Source organism: Pseudomonas sp. AAC (assembly GCF_000725445.1).
GTDB lineage: Bacteria > Pseudomonadota > Gammaproteobacteria > Pseudomonadales > Pseudomonadaceae > Pseudomonas > Pseudomonas citronellolis.
Genome location: NZ_KL647097.1, coordinates 793,912 through 810,976, shown reverse-complemented (window position 1 = coordinate 810,976; position 17,065 = coordinate 793,912). Strand labels below are relative to the sequence as shown.

Annotated in this window: 18 protein-coding genes; 8 read left to right on the top strand and 10 right to left on the bottom strand. The window is 68.7% G+C overall.

Annotated elements, in window-relative coordinates; all coding sequences use genetic code 11:
• Nucleotides 1-7 precede the first annotated feature (7 nt).
• From FG99_RS17405 to FG99_RS17395, 3 genes are read right to left on the bottom strand one after another with little or no spacing between them, the layout of a single operon-like run.
• Nucleotides 8-478, bottom strand: coding sequence for a tripartite tricarboxylate transporter TctB family protein (locus FG99_RS17405; RefSeq protein WP_043271399.1), 471 nt, complete (start codon nucleotides 476-478; stop codon nucleotides 8-10).
• A gap of 17 nt (nucleotides 479-495) precedes the next feature.
• A complete protein-coding gene (locus tag FG99_RS17400) occupies nucleotides 496-1,479 on the bottom strand; it encodes a Bug family tripartite tricarboxylate transporter substrate binding protein (protein ID WP_371263874.1) in 984 nt (327 codons plus the stop codon).
• 22 nt (nucleotides 1,480-1,501) lie between these two features.
• Nucleotides 1,502-2,794, bottom strand: a complete 1,293-nt coding sequence (locus FG99_RS17395) for an OprD family porin (protein WP_043271395.1) — start codon at nucleotides 2,792-2,794, stop codon at nucleotides 1,502-1,504.
• Between the two features lie 185 nt (nucleotides 2,795-2,979).
• On the opposite strand from FG99_RS17395, the gene FG99_RS17390 reads away from it, so the two are divergent.
• Both FG99_RS17390 and FG99_RS17385 read left to right on the top strand, forming a co-directional pair.
• Complete coding sequence (locus FG99_RS17390; protein ID WP_009616396.1) at nucleotides 2,980-3,651, top strand: response regulator; 672 nt, start codon at nucleotides 2,980-2,982, stop codon at nucleotides 3,649-3,651.
• On the top strand, nucleotides 3,644-5,059 hold the full coding sequence (locus FG99_RS17385) for a sensor histidine kinase (RefSeq protein WP_051878971.1): 1,416 nt from the start codon (nucleotides 3,644-3,646) through the stop codon (nucleotides 5,057-5,059). The genes FG99_RS17390 and FG99_RS17385 overlap by 8 nt, the downstream gene beginning before the upstream one ends.
• 345 nt (nucleotides 5,060-5,404) lie before the next feature.
• On the opposite strand, the gene FG99_RS17380 is transcribed toward FG99_RS17385, so the two are convergent.
• Both FG99_RS17380 and FG99_RS17375 read right to left on the bottom strand, forming a co-directional pair.
• Entirely contained in the window at nucleotides 5,405-6,241 is an 837-nt protein-coding gene (locus tag FG99_RS17380; protein ID WP_009616407.1) for an HDOD domain-containing protein, read from the bottom strand.
• Between the two features lie 48 nt (nucleotides 6,242-6,289).
• Complete coding sequence (locus tag FG99_RS17375) at nucleotides 6,290-7,234, bottom strand: CAF17-like 4Fe-4S cluster assembly/insertion protein YgfZ (protein ID WP_043271394.1); 945 nt, start codon at nucleotides 7,232-7,234, stop codon at nucleotides 6,290-6,292.
• A gap of 162 nt (nucleotides 7,235-7,396) precedes the next feature.
• Here FG99_RS17375 and FG99_RS17370 point away from each other — a divergent pair, with 162 nt between their 5' ends.
• Together FG99_RS17370 and FG99_RS17365 are read left to right on the top strand one after the other, a co-directional pair.
• A complete protein-coding gene (locus FG99_RS17370) occupies nucleotides 7,397-7,651 on the top strand; it encodes an FAD assembly factor SdhE (protein WP_009616418.1) in 255 nt (84 codons plus the stop codon).
• Complete coding sequence (locus FG99_RS17365) at nucleotides 7,635-8,087, top strand: protein YgfX (protein WP_043271392.1); 453 nt, start codon at nucleotides 7,635-7,637, stop codon at nucleotides 8,085-8,087. Before FG99_RS17370 ends, FG99_RS17365 begins: the two co-directional genes overlap by 17 nt.
• 2 nt (nucleotides 8,088-8,089) lie before the next feature.
• Here FG99_RS17365 and pdxA read toward each other — a convergent pair whose 3' ends face one another.
• The 5 genes from pdxA to nadB form a co-directional block, all read right to left on the bottom strand.
• On the bottom strand, nucleotides 8,090-9,091 hold the full coding sequence (pdxA, locus tag FG99_RS17360; RefSeq protein WP_043271390.1) for a 4-hydroxythreonine-4-phosphate dehydrogenase PdxA: 1,002 nt from the start codon (nucleotides 9,089-9,091) through the stop codon (nucleotides 8,090-8,092).
• A gap of 18 nt (nucleotides 9,092-9,109) precedes the next feature.
• A complete protein-coding gene (locus FG99_RS17355; protein WP_043271388.1) occupies nucleotides 9,110-10,357 on the bottom strand; it encodes a four-carbon acid sugar kinase family protein in 1,248 nt (415 codons plus the stop codon).
• A complete protein-coding gene (locus tag FG99_RS17350) occupies nucleotides 10,354-11,358 on the bottom strand; it encodes a 2-keto-3-deoxygluconate permease (protein WP_043271386.1) in 1,005 nt (334 codons plus the stop codon). The genes FG99_RS17355 and FG99_RS17350 overlap by 4 nt, the downstream gene beginning before the upstream one ends.
• Before the next feature lie 213 nt (nucleotides 11,359-11,571).
• A complete protein-coding gene (locus FG99_RS17345) occupies nucleotides 11,572-12,354 on the bottom strand; it encodes a DeoR/GlpR family DNA-binding transcription regulator (RefSeq protein WP_043271384.1) in 783 nt (260 codons plus the stop codon).
• Nucleotides 12,355-12,418: 64 nt separating this feature from the next.
• A complete protein-coding gene (nadB, locus tag FG99_RS17340; protein WP_009616433.1) occupies nucleotides 12,419-14,023 on the bottom strand; it encodes an L-aspartate oxidase in 1,605 nt (534 codons plus the stop codon).
• Nucleotides 14,024-14,417: 394 nt separating this feature from the next.
• Here nadB and rpoE point away from each other — a divergent pair, with 394 nt between their 5' ends.
• Genes rpoE through FG99_RS17320 form a run of 4 tightly spaced genes read left to right on the top strand, consistent with a single transcriptional unit; the run spans nucleotide 14,418 to nucleotide 17,051 of the window.
• Nucleotides 14,418-15,005 (top strand): RNA polymerase sigma factor RpoE/AlgU, encoded by a 588-nt coding sequence (rpoE, locus tag FG99_RS17335; protein WP_009616435.1) that lies wholly within the window; start codon nucleotides 14,418-14,420, stop codon nucleotides 15,003-15,005.
• A 30-nt stretch (nucleotides 15,006-15,035) separates the two neighbouring features.
• Nucleotides 15,036-15,623 carry a sigma-E factor negative regulatory protein gene (locus tag FG99_RS17330; protein WP_043271382.1) on the top strand — a complete coding sequence of 196 codons (588 nt, stop codon included), beginning with the start codon at nucleotides 15,036-15,038 and terminating at the stop codon, nucleotides 15,621-15,623.
• A gap of 19 nt (nucleotides 15,624-15,642) precedes the next feature.
• Nucleotides 15,643-16,599, top strand: coding sequence for a MucB/RseB C-terminal domain-containing protein (locus FG99_RS17325; RefSeq protein ID WP_009616439.1), 957 nt, complete (start codon nucleotides 15,643-15,645; stop codon nucleotides 16,597-16,599).
• Complete coding sequence (locus FG99_RS17320; protein ID WP_043271380.1) at nucleotides 16,596-17,051, top strand: SoxR reducing system RseC family protein; 456 nt, start codon at nucleotides 16,596-16,598, stop codon at nucleotides 17,049-17,051. The genes FG99_RS17325 and FG99_RS17320 overlap by 4 nt, the downstream gene beginning before the upstream one ends.
• The last annotated feature ends 14 nt before the right edge of the window (nucleotides 17,052-17,065 follow it).

Sequence of the window (17,065 nt, the reverse complement as noted above, 5' to 3'; positions counted from 1 at the left end):
GGTGTCCTCAGAAGGGCAGGAAATCGAGCACGCCCCGCGGCAGCGGGACGTCCAGGGTGCGGTCGAAGAGCAGGTACAGGCCGATGCTCAGCAGCGTGCAGGTGAGCACGCTGACGGCCGGCTTGCCGCCGTAGAGCAGGGCGATGAAGCTGCCCACCAGGGCGCTGGCGAGGATGAAGCCCAGCGGCTCGAAGAGCCCGGCGTAGACCAGCAGCAGGCCGATGCACGCCACCACCTTGCGCAGCAGCGCGCCTTCCAGCGGCTGCTCGTCGTCGTGGCGGGCCGGCGTCGGCCGCAGGATCAGCCAGGCCAGGCCGATCGCCATCAGCGCCAGGCACAGCAGCGGGTAGGCGCGCGGGCCCACCGGTTCGTAGGAGAAGGGCGCCTGGTAGTTCCAGGCCACGGCGGCCAGGCCGAGGCAGGCCAGCAGCCAGGCACCGGCGAACAGCCGCTGCGGCAGCGAATGGGGGGCGTGCATGTCGGGAACCTCGCGGCTTACTGGATCAGGCCGAAGTCATGGGCCATCTGCCGATAGCGGGCGACCTGCTGCTTGACGTAGCTGTCCAGCTCGGGCCCGGTCATGGCGAAGGGGAACAGCTCGCGCTGGTCGCGCAGCTTGGCGAAGTCCTCCGAGGCCAGCAGCTTGTCGAACGAGGCCTTCCAGAACTGGTAGTCCTCGTCGCTGACCTTGGGCCCGACGTAGAAGCCGCGCACCACCGGCCAGACGATGTCGAAGCCCTGCTCCCTGGCGGTGGGAATGTCGGCCATGCCCTCGTCCTGCAGGCGCTCCTCGGCGAACACCGCGAGCAGGCGCATCTTGCCGGCGCGGATGTGCGGCATGGAGTCGGAGATGTCGGTGCTGCCCACCTGGATGTGCCCGCCCAGCAGCGCCGTGGCGATCTCGCCGCCACCTTCCAGGGCGACGTAGCGCAGCCGCTTCGGATCGATGCCGGCGGCCTTGGCGATCAGCGCGGTCTGCATCCAGTCCTGGCTGCCGACGGTGCCGCCGGAGCCGATCACCACCTTGCTCGGGTCGGCCTTGAGCGCGGCCACCAGGTCGGCGAGGTTCTTGTAGGGCGAATCGCTGCGCACGGCGATGGCGCCGTAGCTGGTGCCGATGGCCGCCAGCCACTTCACCGCGTTCTCGTCGTAGCGGCCGAACTTGCCCTGGGCCAGGTTCAGCAGCGAACCGCTGGAGAAGGCGGTGATGCTGTTGCCGTCGGCCGGGCGCTGGGCGACCACGGCGTTGTAGGCCACCGCGCCGACGCCGCCGGGCATGTAGGTGACGCGCATCGGGCTGCTCAGCAGCTTCTCGTCCAGCAGGGCGCTCTGCGCCAGCTTGCAGGTCAGGTCGAAGCCGCCGCCGGGGGCGGCCGGGGCGATGCATTCCGGGCGCTTGGGCTCGGCGTGGGCGACGGCGGCGGTGAACAGCGCGCCGGCGGCGAGAAGCAGGGGGAGGGTGCGGAGCTTGGTCATTATCGGGGCCTCTTCTTGTTGTTGTTTACCAGATCGCCAGGGAATAGGTGAGGTAGACGCGGGTTTCGTCGGCGTTGCGGGCGAAGTTGGAACGGTAGGTGGCGTTGCGCAGGCGCACGCCGAAGTCCTTCAGCGGGCCGCTCTGCACCACGTACTTGAGGTCGGTGTCGCGTTCCCACTCGCGGCCTTCGCCTGCGCGCCCGTTGATCTCGGCGTTGTCGCCCTTGAGGTAGCGGTTCATCAGGGTCAGGCCGGGCAGGCCGAACACGGCGAAGTCGAAGTCGTGGCGCAGTTGCCAGGAGCGTTCCTTGGTCTCGGCGAAGTCGCCGACCTGGACAAAGTTCACCAGGTAGGGGTTGCTGCCGTCGATGTAGGGGAAGGCGCTGTCGCCGTCCATCTGCTGCCAGCCGATGCTGAACTTGTTGGCGCCGAGGGCGTAGCCGAGCATGGCGTTGAAGGCGCGGTTGTCGATCCTGCCGCCGCGGGCGGCGCCGTCGTCGTCGCTGATCGCCAGGCGCCAGTCGGTGGTCAGCTTGCCGTCGCCCAGCTTGTGGCTGCTGAGCAGGCCGATGAAGTGCTGGCGATATACCTCGTCCAGCTCGGCGTAGTGGTAGCGGCCGGTGAAGTGCTCGTCGAACTTGTAGTCGCCGCCGGCCAGGTCGTAGTGCTCGCCGGCGACGCTGCCGGTGAAGCGCTTGTTCTTGTTGTTCAGCGCCAGGTCCTGGGCGTCGGTGGAGTCGCGGTCGATGGCCTTTTCCAGGCGCCCGCCGGTGAAGGTCAGGCCGGGCAGGTCGCGGGACTCCAGCAGTCCGCCCTCGAATATCTGCGGGAACAGGCGGCTGTCGTTGGGCTGCAGGGTGGGCAGGTCGGGGATCAGGCTGCCGAGCTTGAGTTCGGTCTGCGAGACCTTGAACTTGGCGGTCAGCCCGAGCTTGCTGTACTCGTCCGCGGCGCGGCCGTCGTCGTGGGTGGGCAGCAGGCCGCTGCCGGTGCGGTCGGGGCTGGAGTCGAGCTTGAGGCCGAGCATGCCCAGGGCGTCGAGGCCGACGCCGACGGTGCCGTCGGTGTAGCCGGACTGGAAGTCGAGGATGAAACCTTGCGCCCACTCCTCGCGCTTGGACTGGCCGGCGCCGTCGCGGAAGTCGCGGTTGAAGTAGATGTTCTGCGTCTGCAGCTTCAGGCTGCTGTCTTCGATGAAGCCGGAAGCCTCGGCTTCCCCGGCCAGGCCGCCGAGGGCCAGGGCCGCGCCGAAACCGGCGGGGAAGACACGGAACAGGACGGGATTGGCCCCACGGGCCGGGTGCTGGACAGTCAGCATCGGTGGACTCCATTTCTTGTTCTTGTGTGGATGGCGCCACGCCGCCAGCCGATTTTGGGACGATCTGCGTCGTCTGACGGGCGATCCTAGCGCCGCTGCCTTTCACCAGGCTTTCAGCCGTTCACAGGCGCCCGTGGGCGGGTAAACTGCGTGCACCTGTCCACATCCGAGCGAGGAATACCGCCGTGCGCATCCTTCTGGTCGAAGACCATCCGCAACTGGGCGACAGCGTGCAGCAGGCGCTCAAGGGCGCGGGCTGGACGGTCGACCTGCTGCGCGACGGGGTGGCCGCCGACCTGGCCCTGGCCAGCGAGGAATACGCCCTGGCCATTCTCGACGTCGGCCTGCCGCGCCTGGACGGCTTCGAGGTGCTGGCGCGCCTGCGCGGCCGCGGCAAGACCCTGCCGGTGCTGATGCTGACCGCCCGCGGCGAGGTCAAGGACCGCGTCCATGGCCTCAACCTCGGCGCCGACGATTACCTGGCCAAGCCCTTCGAGCTGAGCGAACTGGAAGCGCGGGTGAAGGCCCTGCTGCGGCGCAGCGTGCTCGGCGGCGAACAGCAGCAGCGTTGCGGCGAGCTGGTCTACGACCTGGGCGCGCGGCGCTTCAGCCTGGCCGGCGAGGCGCTGACCCTGACCTCCCGCGAGCAGGCCGTGCTGGAAGCGCTGATCGCCCGCCCCGGGCGGGTGCTGAGCAAGGAGCAGCTGGCCGCCCAGGTGTTCGGCCTGGACCAGGACGCCAGCGCCGACGCCATCGAAATCTACGTGCACCGCCTGCGCAAGAAGCTGGAAGGCGACGCGGTGCGCATCGTCACCTTCCGCGGCCTGGGCTACCTGCTCGAGGCCGTGGATGCCTGAGGTGCTCCGGCGCCTGGCCCTGCCCGGTTCCGGCAGCCTGCGCTGGCGCCTGCTGTGGCGCCTGGGCGGGTTGCTGCTGGTGCTGCTCCTGCTGGGCAGCCTGGCCACCTACCAGCGTGCCCGCCACGCCTCGGACATCGCCTACGACCGCACCCTGCTGGCCTCGGCGCGGGACATCGCCGACGGCCTCTACGACAGCGACGGCAGCCTGCGCGCCAACGTGCCCTACGTGGCCCTGGACAGCTTCGCCTACGACAGCGCCGGGCGCATCTTCTACCAGGTGATCGACACCCGCGGGCAGTCCATCTCCGGCTACGAGAACCTGCCGGCGCCGCCGCCGGGAACTCTGCGCACCGACGACTATCCGGCGCTGGCGCGCTTCTACGACAGCGAATACCAGGGCCAGGGCGTGCGCGTGGTCAGCCTGCTGCAGCCGGTCAGCCAGCCGACGGTCAACGGCATGGCGGAAATCCGCGTGGCCGAGACCCTCGGCGCGCGCGAGCGCCTGGCCCGCGAGCTGCTCACCGACACCCTGCTCAACCTGGCGCTGTCGGCGCTGGCCGCGCTGGTCATGGTCTGGTACGCGGTGAGCGCCGGCCTGCGCCCGCTCGACCGCCTGCGCGCGGCGGTGGAGGAGCGCCAGGCGGACGACCTACGGCCCCTGCCGCCGGTGGCGGTGCAGCGCGAACTGCGCCCGCTGGTGGCGGCGCTGAACCACTTCACCGTGCGCCTGCGCAGCCTGTTCGAGCGCCAGTCGCAGTTCATCGCCGAAGCCTCCCACGAACTGCGCACGCCGCTGGCGGCGCTCAAGGCGCGGCTGGAGCTGGGCCTGCGCGAGCAGAATCCGCAACGCTGGCGCGAGACGCTGGAAGAAGCGGTGCAGTACACCGACCGCGTCACCGGGCTGGCCAACCAGTTGCTGTCCCTGGCGCGGGTGGAAAGCGGCGCCCGGGCCATCGCCGAGGGCGGCGGCGAGGCCATCGAGCTGGGCGCCCTGGCCCGCGAGCAGGGCATGGTGCTGGCGCCGCTGGCCCATGCGCGCGGCGTGGCCCTGGCCCTGGAGGCCGAGCGGCCGGTGTGGATCAAGGGCGATCCGACGCTGCTCCACGAACTGCTCGACAACCTGGTGGCCAATGCCCTGGCCCATGCCGCCGGCAACGTGGTGATCCGCGTCGAGTCGCCGGCCGTGCTGGAGATCGAGGACGACGGCCCGGGCATCCCGGCGGAGGAGCGCGACAAGGTCTTCGGCCGCTTCTACCGCAAGCGCCAGGAGGGCACCGGGCTGGGGTTGGCGATCGTCGGGGAGATCTGCGCGGCGCACCGGGCTCGTATCGAGCTGGCCCATGGGGAGCTGGGTGGGTTGCTGGTGCGGGTGAGTTTTCCGCTGGAGGACGCGAGGGGCGGCTAGGCGCTTTTCGTAGGAGCGAGGGGGACGCCTGGTTCTTGTTCGCGACGAACAGGGCTTGCCGGCGGGCTTCGGTGTTTGGATTGACTCCGCTCCCTCTCCCCAGCCCTCTCCCTGAAGGGAGAGGGGGCTTGTCCGTGCCGGCTGAGAACATGGTGTTAGCCGGAAATTTCAATGCTTACCGGCTAACACTGGAATATCCAAACGCTCCGAACAGTCCCCTCTCCCTTCAGGGAGAGGGTTAGGGAGAGGGCGCTCTTCGGAGCGACACCAAACCTTTCCGGTAGAACGCTATTCGCGAGCAAGCTCGCTCCTCCGAAGAGCCCGCGCCAATGCCGGACCGGCAGCCTATTGCAACATCCCCATCGCCGCCTCCATGGCGGCCGACAGGTCCTCGTCCTCGTTGAGGTTGGCCTGCGGGTCGATGCCCAGCTTGGCGAAGGACGGGATGTCGCTCCAGTCCATTTCGGTGAAGGGATGCTGGCTGCCCAGGTAGCTCTGCAGGGTGGCGACCTGGACGATGTCCACGTAGTCGGCCTTGGCGGAGTCGCGGGTGAAGTCCAGGTAGTGGCCGGGCACTTCGGCGATGGGCGCGGGGAATTCCCAGGCCTTGAGGATGCGGTCGCCGATGACCGGGTGGATGCGCTCGATCACGTGGTTGAGGCTGATGGAGTCGGCCAGCAGCTCGCTGTTCTCCTCGGCGTAGGTGAGGATCGGCAGCACGCCGATCTGGTGCACCAGGCCGGCGAGGGTCGCCTGGTCGGGCATCAGCCGGGTGTAGTGGCGGCACAGCGCGTGGCAGATGCCGGCGACCTCGACGCTCTTGTTCCATACCTCGCGCATCTTGCGGTCGACCACGTCGGAGGTGGCCTGGAACATCTGCTCCATGGCCAGGCCCGTGGCCAGGTTGCTGGTGTAGTTGATGCCCAGGCGGCCGATGGCCATCTGCAGGTCGGTGATTTCCTTGTTGGTGCGCAGCAGCGGACTGTTCACCACCTTGATGATGCGCGCGGTGAGCGCGGCGTCGTTGCCGATCACCCGGGCCAGGTCATGGATGCTGACGTCCGGGTCCTCCGCCGCCTCGCGGACCCGCAGCGCCACCTCGGGCAGGGTGGGCAGCACCAGTTCGTCGTTGTCGATGGCCCGCAGCAGTTCCTGTTGTACTTTTTCGGCAAGCTTGCTCATGGCAGTTCCTTGAGGGACGCCGGGCTCCCCACCCGGCAGGCGATTCGGTCAGCGCTGGATTTCGCGGTCGCTGTCGAGAACGTAGGGCAGCGTCAGCAGGCGCAGGGCCGGGCCGTCCTCGGCCTGGCCGAGGCGCACGCGGCCGTCGGCCACGGCGTCGTCCTGCAGCACCGCCAGCAGCTCGATGCCTTCGGCGGCGCGGGCGGCCAGCACCACTTCGCCGACGCTGCTGCCGTGCACCGGCGAGAACAGCGCGGCGCCCGGCTCGGGCAGCTCGGCGGCGTCCAGCGCCAGGCGATGCAGGCGGCGCTTGAGGCGGCCGAGGTACTGCATGCGCGCGACGATCTCCTGGCCGGTGTAGCAACCCTTCTTGAAGCTCACGCCGCCGACCGCCTGCAGGTTGATCATCTGCGGGATGAACAGCTCGCGGGTGGCGCCGAAGACCTGGCCGACGCCGGCGCGCACCTGGCCCAGCAGCCAGTCGTTGAGGGTGCCTTCGTCCAGCGCGGCGTCGAGCGCCTCGCGCACTTCGCTGGCGCGGGCCGCCGGCACCCAGAGTTCGGCGCGGCCATGGCCCAGGCCGATGGCCAGCAGGTCGCCGTTGCGCGCCACGCGGTCGGCCTCGGCGGGCAGTTCCAGGCCGAGGCCGGCGAGCACGGCCTCGCCGCCGCTCAGGCCGAAGCGGGCCCAGGCGGCGCTGTCGTCGCTCAGGCTGGCCTTGGAGAACACGGCGTACTTCTTCAGGTCGGCCAGTTGCCCTTCCAGCAGCTCGGCGGCCAGCGCCAGCAGGTAGCCGTCGCCCTCGGCGACGATGCGGAAGCTGGAGGTCATGCGCCCCTTGGGCGTGCAGCGGCCGCCCAGGCTGGAAGTCGTGGCGTCGAGGTAGTTGAGGTTGCAGGTCAACTGCCCCTGCAGGAACTTGGCGGCGTCCGCGCCACGGACGGCGAGGACTCCTTCGTGGGTCAGGGCGGTGTAGAACGCGGAATCGGCCATTGCGGGTCGCTGGAAGAAAGTTAGGCTTCTCATCATAGAGCCGGGACCTGCGCTTGTCAGCGGGTGCCGCCAGGCGAGGGCATGCGTATAATGCCGCTCGCTTCACGGAATCCGGCAGGCGCCGCACCGTGGGGTTTCCGATGTAGCGCCGAGGACCCGCAGATGACCGACGAAACCGAACTGAAACGACTCTTCTGGCACAGCCGCCGCGGCATGCTGGAGCTGGACGTGCTGCTGGTGCCCTTCGTGCAGGAGGTCTACCCGGGCCTGGACGCCGAGAACCAGGCGCGCTTCCGTATGCTGCTGGAATGCGAGGACCAGGACATGTTCGGCTGGTTCATGCAGCGCGGCGAGCCGGAAGACGCCGACCTGCGCCACATCGTGCGCATGATCCTGGACCGTGTCCAACCGAAGTGAGCCCTTCGAGTGCCACTGGCGGCCGTCCGAGCGGCTGCTGGCGGCCTACCTGGCGAGCCTGGCGCTCGCCGTGGCGGCGCTGTATCTGGCCGCCATTCCCGCCTTCTGGCAGGTCGCCGGCCTGCTGCTCTGCCTGATCCATGCCCTGTGGGTGCTGCCGCGCCAGGTTTTGCTGCGCAGCCGCCACGCCTACCGCGCTCTGCGCCACGACGCCGACGGCTGGCAGCTATGGAGCCCGGCCGACGGCTGGCAGGCGGTGCAACTGCGCGCCGACAGCCTCGCGCTGCCGGCGCTGATCGTGCTGCGCTTCCGCTTGCCGGGCCAGCGCCTGAGCCGCGGCCTGTGCCTGCCGGCCGACAGCCTGGCGGCGCAGGCCCATCGCCGTTTGCGCGTGCGGCTGCGCTTCAGTCGGGGAAGATGGGCGGCGCCGCAGTAGGTTCAGCGCGGCCTGTTCGCCAGCTCCGCGCCCTGGCGTAGCGCCTCCAGCAGGCTGCGTTCGTCGGCGATGCCCTTGCCGGCGATGTCGAAGGCGGTCCCGTGGTCCACCGAGGTGCGCACCACATCCAGGCCGACCGTAACGTTCACCCCGGCTTCCAGCCCGAGGACCTTCACCGGGCCGTGGCCCTGGTCGTGGTACATGGCCACCACCAGATCGAAGTCGCCGCGGCCGGCGCGGTAGAACAGCGTGTCGGCCGGCAGCGGGCCGGTGACGTCCAGGCCACGCGCCTGCAGCAGGCTGACGGCGGGGATGATCTTTTCTTCCTCTTCGCCGTAGCCGAACAGACCGTTTTCCCCGGCGTGCGGGTTGATGCCGCAGACGCCGATGCGCGGCTGCGGGATGCCGGAGCGCACCAGGGTCTCGTGGCCGCGTTCGATGGTGCGCTGCACCAGGCCGGGCTCGATGCGGCGTATGGCGTCGATGATGCCGATGTGGGTGGTGACGTGGATGACGCGCAGCTTGGGGGCCACCAGCATCATGGACACTTCGTCGACATTGGTCAGGTGGGCGAGCAGCTCGGTATGGCCGGGAAACTTGTGGCCGCCGGCGTGCAGGGCTTCCTTGTTCAGCGGGGCGGTGCAGATGGCGTCGATCTTCCCGGCCTTGGCCAGGTCCACCGCGCGGGCGATGAACCGGTAGGCCGCATCACCCGCCACGGGGGAGAGCACGCCGAAGGGCAGGTCGTCGGGGATGAGCCCGAGGTCGATGCAGTCGATCACGCCCGGCTCGAAGCGGGCGTCGTCGGCATCCTCGATGCGCCGTACCCGGGCCAGCCCGCCGAGCAGCCGGTCGGCCTTCTCCAGGCGCTGCGCATCGCCGATCACCAGGGGGCGGCAGAATCGGTGGAGCCCGGCGCTGGCCAGGCTCTTGACGATGATCTCCGGTCCGACGCCGGCGGCGTCGCCCATGGTGATGCCGATTACGGGAAGATAGTCGTTCATGGGTGGGGCACTCTGAATTCAGGAGGGGGACTGTTGCGCGTCGCGCAGGTGGCGCCACGCGCGATAGAGGGCTTCGGGGCTGCCGAAGGCGCCGGCCTTGGTGACGATGCCGGGTCGGTGGCCGCCCGCCGGGGCCAGGGGATGGCTGAGGACGCTGCCGGCCTCGATCTCGCCGACCAGTTGCAGGCCGTCGATGCCGACCGCGCCGAGCATCGCCCGCGCGGTTTCGCCGCCGGTGGCGACCAGGCCGCCGACCCGATGGAAATGCGGCTTGAGCAGGGCTGCGAGGTTGGCCGAAAGCAGGGCGCCTTCGGCGGGATCGGGGCGTTCGTCGCGGCCGATGCGCAGCAGCAGGTCGCGGCCTTGTTCGAGCAGCGCGCCCACCTGCGCCTGCCAGTCCGGCCAGTCGGCATGCTCGCTGCCCTGGCGCAGCACGGCCGGCGGCAGGCTGAGCTGGAGGATGTCGCTGCGCCGCTGGAGTTCCTCGCATTGCCGGTCGGCGACGGCGGAAAGGCTGCCGGCCAGCACCACGGTCGCCAGTTGCGATGGGAGATGGCCGGTCTCGACGGCTGCTGTTTGCGAAGAGGAGGGCGAAGGCGCTTCGGTTATCTGCCTTGCCAGGCCCCCGGAGCCGACCCAGAACGCCCGGAGTTCCGCCCGCGCCGTTTCCCGTGCCAGCAGGCGCAGGTCCTCGGCCGTCTCGGCGTCGAAGATCAGGGCCTGGACGCCGCGCTCCATGGCCGACTGGATGATCCGGGCCACTTGTCCCGCCGACTGGCGCAGTTGTTCCAGAGCGCAGTGTTCGACGCGCAGCCCGGCGGCGCCGAGCATCCTGGCCATGTCGGCCGGCGCATCGGCATGTTCCAGGCGCCAGGTGTCGGTGCTTTCCAGCGGCGCGCCGTGCACCAGCACCTGGCCGGCGCGCACCGTGCGGCCCATTTCCGGAAAGGCCGGGGCGACCAGCGCCAGGCCTGCCAGGGGATGCAGCGCGGCGACTTCCGCGGCCCAGTTGCCGCGCAGGGTCGAGTCGATCTTCTTGTACAGCCGCTGGCCCGGCCTGGCCAGGGCATGGAAGGCCGCGACGCTGCGCTGCGCGGCCTGTGCCGCATCAAGGCGGCGGCTGTCGGTGTCCACGGCGATGACCTCGACCTGCGCCTGCGTCGGCCGGGCGTCGAGCATCACCAGGCTTCGCCAGCCGCGGCTGGCGAAGCCCACGGCACAGTCCGCCGCGCCGGACAGGTCGTCGGCGATGATCAGCATGTTCATCGGGGCGACTCCGGCGCCATCGAGTCGCGCTGCCCGGCGCTTTCGGCCCGCTGCCGGACGCGCTTGGCCAGGGTGGAGACCAGCACGGGCGTGAGGATGGCGGTGACCACCACGCAGGAGGCGACCAGCATGGTGGCGCTGGCTGCGGCCGGGGCGTAGACCGGGTTGGCGGCGGCGACCAGGGCCGGCACGGCCGCGGCATTGCCCGCCGTGGTGGCCGCCGCGGCACCGGCGACGCCAGTGCCACCGGTCAGGCGGTCGGCGAAGTACAGCGGGATGCCGGTCAGCACCACCACCGCCACACCCATCAGAAGGCCGAGCACGCCGGCCTGCCAGACCTTGTGCAGGTCCAGGCTGGCGCCCAGGGCGAGGGCGAAGAAGGGGATCAGCACCGGCACCGCCTTGCCGAGGAATTCGCGCATTTCACGGTCCAGGTTGCCGATGAGGATGCCCAGCAGCAGCGGCAGTATCGCCCCCAGCAAGGTCGGCCAGGGGAACGCCGAGAGCCCGGCGACGCCCAGGGTGAGCATGGTCAGGAAGGGGCCGGACTCCAGGGACATCACCGAATAGGCGCCGACGTCCTCGGGGCGGCCGTATTGGCCCATCAGCGCCATGTACAGGCCGCCATTGGTGTCGTTCATCGCCGCTACCATGGCCAATGTGGACAGGCCGGCGAAGAAGCCGGCCGAGATGGGTTGTTCCCCCAGGAACTGGCCGAGCAGGATGCCGAGGAGCATCGCCGTGCCGACCTTGGTCGCGAACAGCGCGCCGCCTTTCTTCAGCAGGTAGGGCGTGGTGCGGACATTGATGCTCGCGCCCATGCAGACGTAGAACACCGCGAGTATGGGCAGCGCGCCGGTGAACAGGGCATTGGTGAAGGAACCGAAGAATTTCGGCGTGTCCGGCGCGAAGGTGGCCACCAGCGAACCGAGCAGCAGCGGGACGATCATCATGCCGCCGGGAATACGCTCGATCGTGCGCTTGATCGGGATCTGGATCATGGGCAGGTACCTGTTCGTTCTTGTTCGACTTGTTGTAGGGGGATTTGATCGAATCGCTCATATATTTGATTGAACCGATCATAAGGATGCGATTTAAAGGACAAGTCCTGCGCAAGTCAATCATGATCTTGCGCATTTCGATCAGTAGAGGATGGCTGGCAGGTCGCGGAGGGCAGCGGCTGGAGGCTGGGCGGGCGAGGGAAGGGGCCCGCTTCAGCGGGCGGACGAGCTGGCCGGCGCCAGTTCTACGGTGGCCATGGGCAACTGGCGGAAGGGTTCGAGCGTTCTTTCGTCCGGCGTCGAGGTGATCAGGCGCCATTCCCGCTCCAGCGGCGTCCAGTGCTGCTGGCGCGCGCGGCCCAGCTTCTCGGCGTCGGCCAGTATGTACACCTCGGCCGCCCGCCTGATCACGCATTCCTTGAGGTAGGCCTGCTGGGCGCTGGCTTCGCAGAGGCCGAACCCGGCGACGACGCCGTCGGCGCCGAGGAAGGCGCGGTCGAAGCTCAGCCGGCTCAGCGACAGTTCCGCCAGCGGGCCGAAGGTGCTCATGCCGGTGCTGCGCAAATCGCCGCCGATCAGGGTGATCCGCACGCCCGGGGCATTGGCCAGCGCGGTGAGCGCCAGCAGGTTGTTGGTGATGACGTGCAGGTTCTGCAACGTGCGCAGATGCGCCGCCAGCGCCGCGCAGGTGGTGCCGCTGTCGAGGAAGATGCTGTCGCCCTCGCGGATGTGCGCGGCCGCGGCCCGGGCGATGGCCATCTTTTCCTCGCGGTGGCTGGCGTTGCGCTCCTCCAGGCTCGCTTCCTGCTCGTGGGTGCCGATCAGCGCGGTGGCGCCGCCGTGGGTCCGCACCAGCCGCCGCTGTTGGGCCAGCAGGCTGAGGTCGCGGCGCACGGTGGCCTCCGAAACGCCCAGGGCGGCGCCCAGTTCTTCCACGCTGGTGTCGCGGTGGCGAACGAGGTCGAGGATGGCGCGCTGGCGGTCGGTCGGTTTCATGGCGGTCTCGCTTTGCTGTCGGGGCTGCCGGTTGGCCGTTGCGCAGGCCGCCCGCGGTGGCGGGCTAGCGGGGGCTGAGGATGGTGTCGCGCGCCTCGGGCAGCAGCCCCGGGTAGTCCAGGGTGTAGTGCAGACCGCGGCTTTCGTGGCGCTGCATGGCCGAGCGGATGATCAGGTCGGCGACCACGGCGAGGTTGCGCAATTCGATCAGGTCGCGGCTGACCTTGTAGTTGCTGTAGAACTCGTCGATCTCGCTGAGCAGCATCTGCACGCGGTGCTGGGCGCGCTGCAGGCGCTTGGTGGTGCGCACGATGCCGACGTAGTCCCACATGAAGCGCCGCAGTTCGTCCCAGTTGTGCGCGATGATCACGTCCTCGTCCGAGTCGGTGACCTGGCTGGCGTCCCAGCTCGGCAGGGCCGGGGTGGCCGGGGTGCTTTCCAGGCGCGCCTGGATGTCGGCGGCGGCGGAGCGGGCGTAGACGAAGCACTCCAGCAGCGAGTTGCTGGCCATGCGGTTGGCCCCGTGCAGGCCGGTGAAGCTGGTCTCGCCGATGGCGTAGAGGTGCGGCACGTCGGTGTGGCCGTGCTCGTCCACCAGCACGCCGCCGCAGGTGTAGTGGGCGGCCGGCACCACCGGGATGGGCTCGCGGGTGATGTCGATGCCGAAGGTCAGGCAGCGCTCGTACACCGTGGGGAAGTGTTCCTTGATGAACTCGGCCGGCTTGTGGCTGATGTCCAGGTACACGCAGTCCACGCCCAGGCGCTTCATCTCGTGGTCGATGGCGCGCGCGACTATGTCCCGCGGGGCCAGTTCGGCGCGCGGGTCGAAGCGCTTCATGAAGCGCTCGCCGTTGGGCAGGCGCAGGTAGGCGCCTTCGCCGCGCAGCGCCTCGGTGATGAGGAAGCTCTTGGCCTGCGGGTGGTACAGGCAGGTGGGGTGGAACTGGTTGAATTCCAGGTTGCCGACGCGGCAGCCGGCGCGCCAGGCCATGGCGATGCCGTCGCCGGAGTTGCCGTCCGGGTTGCTGGTATAGAGGTAGACCTTGCTGGCGCCGCCGCAGGCGAGCACGGTGAAGCGCGCCGAGAAGGTGTCCACCTCGCCGCTGTCGCGGTTCAGCACGTAGGCGCCGAGGCAGCGCTGGCCGGGCAGGCCGAGCTTGCGTTCGGTGATCAGGTCGACCGCCACGCGCTGCGCCAGCAGCTCGATGTTCGGGCGCTGCCGGGCCTGTTCCAGCAGGGTGTTGAAGATGGCCGCGCCGGTGGCGTCGGCGGCATGGATGATGCGCCGGTGGCTGTGGCCGCCCTCGCGGGTGAGGTGGAATTCGAAGCCGTTGTCCTCGCGGCCCGCCTCGCTGTCGCGGGTGAAGGGCACGCCCTGGTCGATCAGCCACTGGATGGCCTCGCGGCTGTGCTCGACGGTGAAGCGCACGGCGTCTTCCCGGCACAGGCCGGCGCCGGCGTCCAGGGTGTCCTGCACGTGGGACTCGACGGTGTCGGTGTCGTCCAGCACCGCGGCGACCCCGCCCTGGGCCCAGAAGGTCGAGCCCTGGGACAGTTCCCCCTTGCTCAGCACGGCGATGCGCAGGTGCTGCGGCAATGTCAGGGCCAGGCTGAGGCCCGCGGCCCCGCTGCCGATCACAAGGACGTCGTGATGAAAGTGCTCGCTCATGCCCGGATTCCGATTGGTGGCGGCCTAGTATATAGAAGGGGGGATCGGCACAATAGCGGCCTTGTGCCTGCCGCCGTATTTCTGGCGCAAGCCCCGGCATTCATGCGCCAGGGGCGGCAGGTGGAACTATTTCAGTCTTTCTGGTTCTAACGGTGAATGTCCGAAACCTTCTTGCAACGGGGTTCCCGACGCGCGAGAAGGCTGTGGTTGTTCGCCGATTGCAGTGGATTTTCAAGGGCTTGGACAATGGGTCCGGCCGGGTCGCGGTGAAGCGACAAAAAAACTGTGCGGCGTACGCTTGGAGGGGAGAACTTTTGCAAGACATCCGAGTCTATCTTGGCAGAGCGATTCTGCAGGGTGCTCGCAGCTCCTCCGGGCTTGTTGAGGAGCATGCATGCTAACCCAGGAACAGGATCAGCAACTGGTTGAACGGGTACAGCGCGGAGACAAACGGGCTTTCGATCTGCTGGTGCTGAAGTACCAGCACAAGATCCTCGGGTTGATCGTGCGGTTCGTGCACGACGCCCAGGAAGCCCAGGACGTTGCGCAGGAGGCTTTCATCAAGGCGTATCGCGCCTTGGGCAACTTCCGCGGTGACAGTGCCTTTTATACCTGGTTGTACCGGATCGCCATCAATACCGCGAAGAACCACCTGGTGGCGCGCGGTCGGCGACCACCGGACAGCGATGTGACAGCCGAGGATGCGGAGTTCTTCGATGGCGACCACGCCCTGAAGGACATCGAATCGCCGGAACGGGCAATGTTGCGGGACGAGATCGAGGAAACGGTCCATCGCACCATCCAGCAACTGCCAGAGGACCTGCGCACGGCATTGACCCTGCGCGAATTCGAGGGATTGAGCTACGAGGATATCGCCACCGTGATGCAATGCCCGGTGGGTACGGTCCGCTCACGGATCTTCCGTGCGCGGGAAGCGATAGACAAAGCCTTGCAGCCGTTGCTGCATGATGAACAGCCCTGAATACGGCGGAACAGCCAAGAGAGGTACGCCATGAGTCGTGAAGCCCTGCAGGAGTCGCTGTCCGCACTGATGGATAACGAAGCGGACGAACTCGAACTGCGCCGGGTACTCGCAGCCTGCGGTGAAGACGCGGAAATGCGTGCCGCCTGGTCGCGCTATCAACTGGCCCGGTCGGTGATGCACCGCGAGCCGGTGCTGCCCAAGCTGGACATCGCCGCCGCGGTGTCGGCTGCGCTGGCCGAGGAGGCCGCCCCGGCACAGCCGCGGCGCAATCCGTGGCGCAACGTCGGACGCGTGGCGGTCGCCGCATCGGTGACACTGGCCGTGCTGGCGGGTGTTCGTCTATACCATCAGAATGATAGCGTTGCTCCGAGCCTGGCCCAGCAAGGCGCCACGCCGCAGATCACCCTGCCGCAGGTGCAGGGGCCGGCGGTACTGGCCGGCTACAGCCAGGACGAGGACGCACCGCAGGTCATCACTGGTGGCGCGGGCAGCCCCACCACCTGGCATGAACAGCGTCTTCCGGGATATCTCCGCCAGCATGCCCAGCAGTCGGCGGTGAACGGTGCCGACAGCGCCCTGCCTTACGCGCGAGCCGCCAGCCTGGAAAGTCGCTGAAACCCCTTTAAGGAGCGTCATGCGCGCCACCTTCCTGTTGTTCTTCCTGGGCGGTCTGCTGGCAATGCCGGTACAGGCCGCCGACGTTCAGGCGTGGGTCAAGCGGCTGACCGAGGGCCAGCAGCGACAAAGCTTCCAGGGCACCTTCGTCTACGAGCGCAACGGCATCTTCTCCACCCATGAGGTCTGGCGTTTGGTCGAGCCCGACGGCTCGGTGCGCGAGCACTGGCTGCAGCTGGACGGCCCGCGCCAGGAAGTGGTCAAGCGCGATGGCGTGACCCAGTGCATCGCCGGCGGCATGGCCGGGCAGCTGGGCGCCGGGCAGCTATGGCCGGTGCGCAAGCTGGTCTCGGACGACCTGGCTTCCTGGTACGACATCCGCATGGTCGGCCAGTCCCGCATCGCCGGGCGCGCGGCCACGGTGATCGGGCTGATCCCCCGCGACCAGTACCGCTACGGCTTCGAGCTGCACCTGGACCAGGAAACCGGCTTGCCGCTGAAGTCGCTGCTGCTCAACGACAAGGGCCAGCCGCTGGAACGCCTGCAGTTCACCCAGTTCAGCACCGCGGCGCCGGACGACAGCGGCCTGCAGCCCTCCGAGGCCTGCCAGGCGGTCCCCGCGGGCAAGCCGGACGCCCCGGTCGCCAGCAGCTGGCGCTCGGAATGGGTGCCGCCGGGTTTCACCCTGAACAACACCTATGAGCGCCGCAGCCCGGTATCGGACGATCGCGTCGTCAGCATGGACTATGGCGATGGCCTGGCGCGTTTCTCGATCTTCATCGAGCCGCTGCACGGCGCCAGGATCGACGACGCGCGCACCCAGCTGGGCCCGACCTCGGTGGTGTCCAAACGCCTCAATACCGAAGATGGCGGCATGATGGTCACCGTTGTCGGTGAGATTCCCACCGGGACCGCCGAACGCATCGCCATGTCGGTGCGTCCGCAGGCGCCCGCCCAGGGAGCCGCCGCGCAGTGATCGAAGAGCGGGGGCGGGTGATCGGCGTCGAAACCGCAGCAGTGCGGGTCCAGACGCTGCGCCAGGGCACCTGCTCAGCCTGCAGCGCCAAAGCCGGATGCGGCCAGGGATTGTTGCAGCAATTGGGCTCCTCTGCGGGGCGCGGCGAAGTCCGCGCCCTTTCTGCTTTCCCGCTCGGGGTGGGTGACGAGGTGGTGCTCGGCATACGCGAGGACCTCTTGTTGAAATGCGCCCTGATGTTCTATCTATTCCCCCTGCTCGGCCTGTTCGCCGCTACGCTGCTCGCGTGGTGCGCCGGCCTCGCCGAGCCCTGGTTGATCCTGGCCGGCCTCGCGGGTTTCTTCGTGACCTGGCTGTGGGTACGGCGCCATGCCTGGCGCCATTCGGATGACCCGGCGTTGCAGCCGGTTGTGCTGCGCACGCTGGTCACAGGGGCCGAGGGCCCCGCCTAAGTCCACTTCCCTTT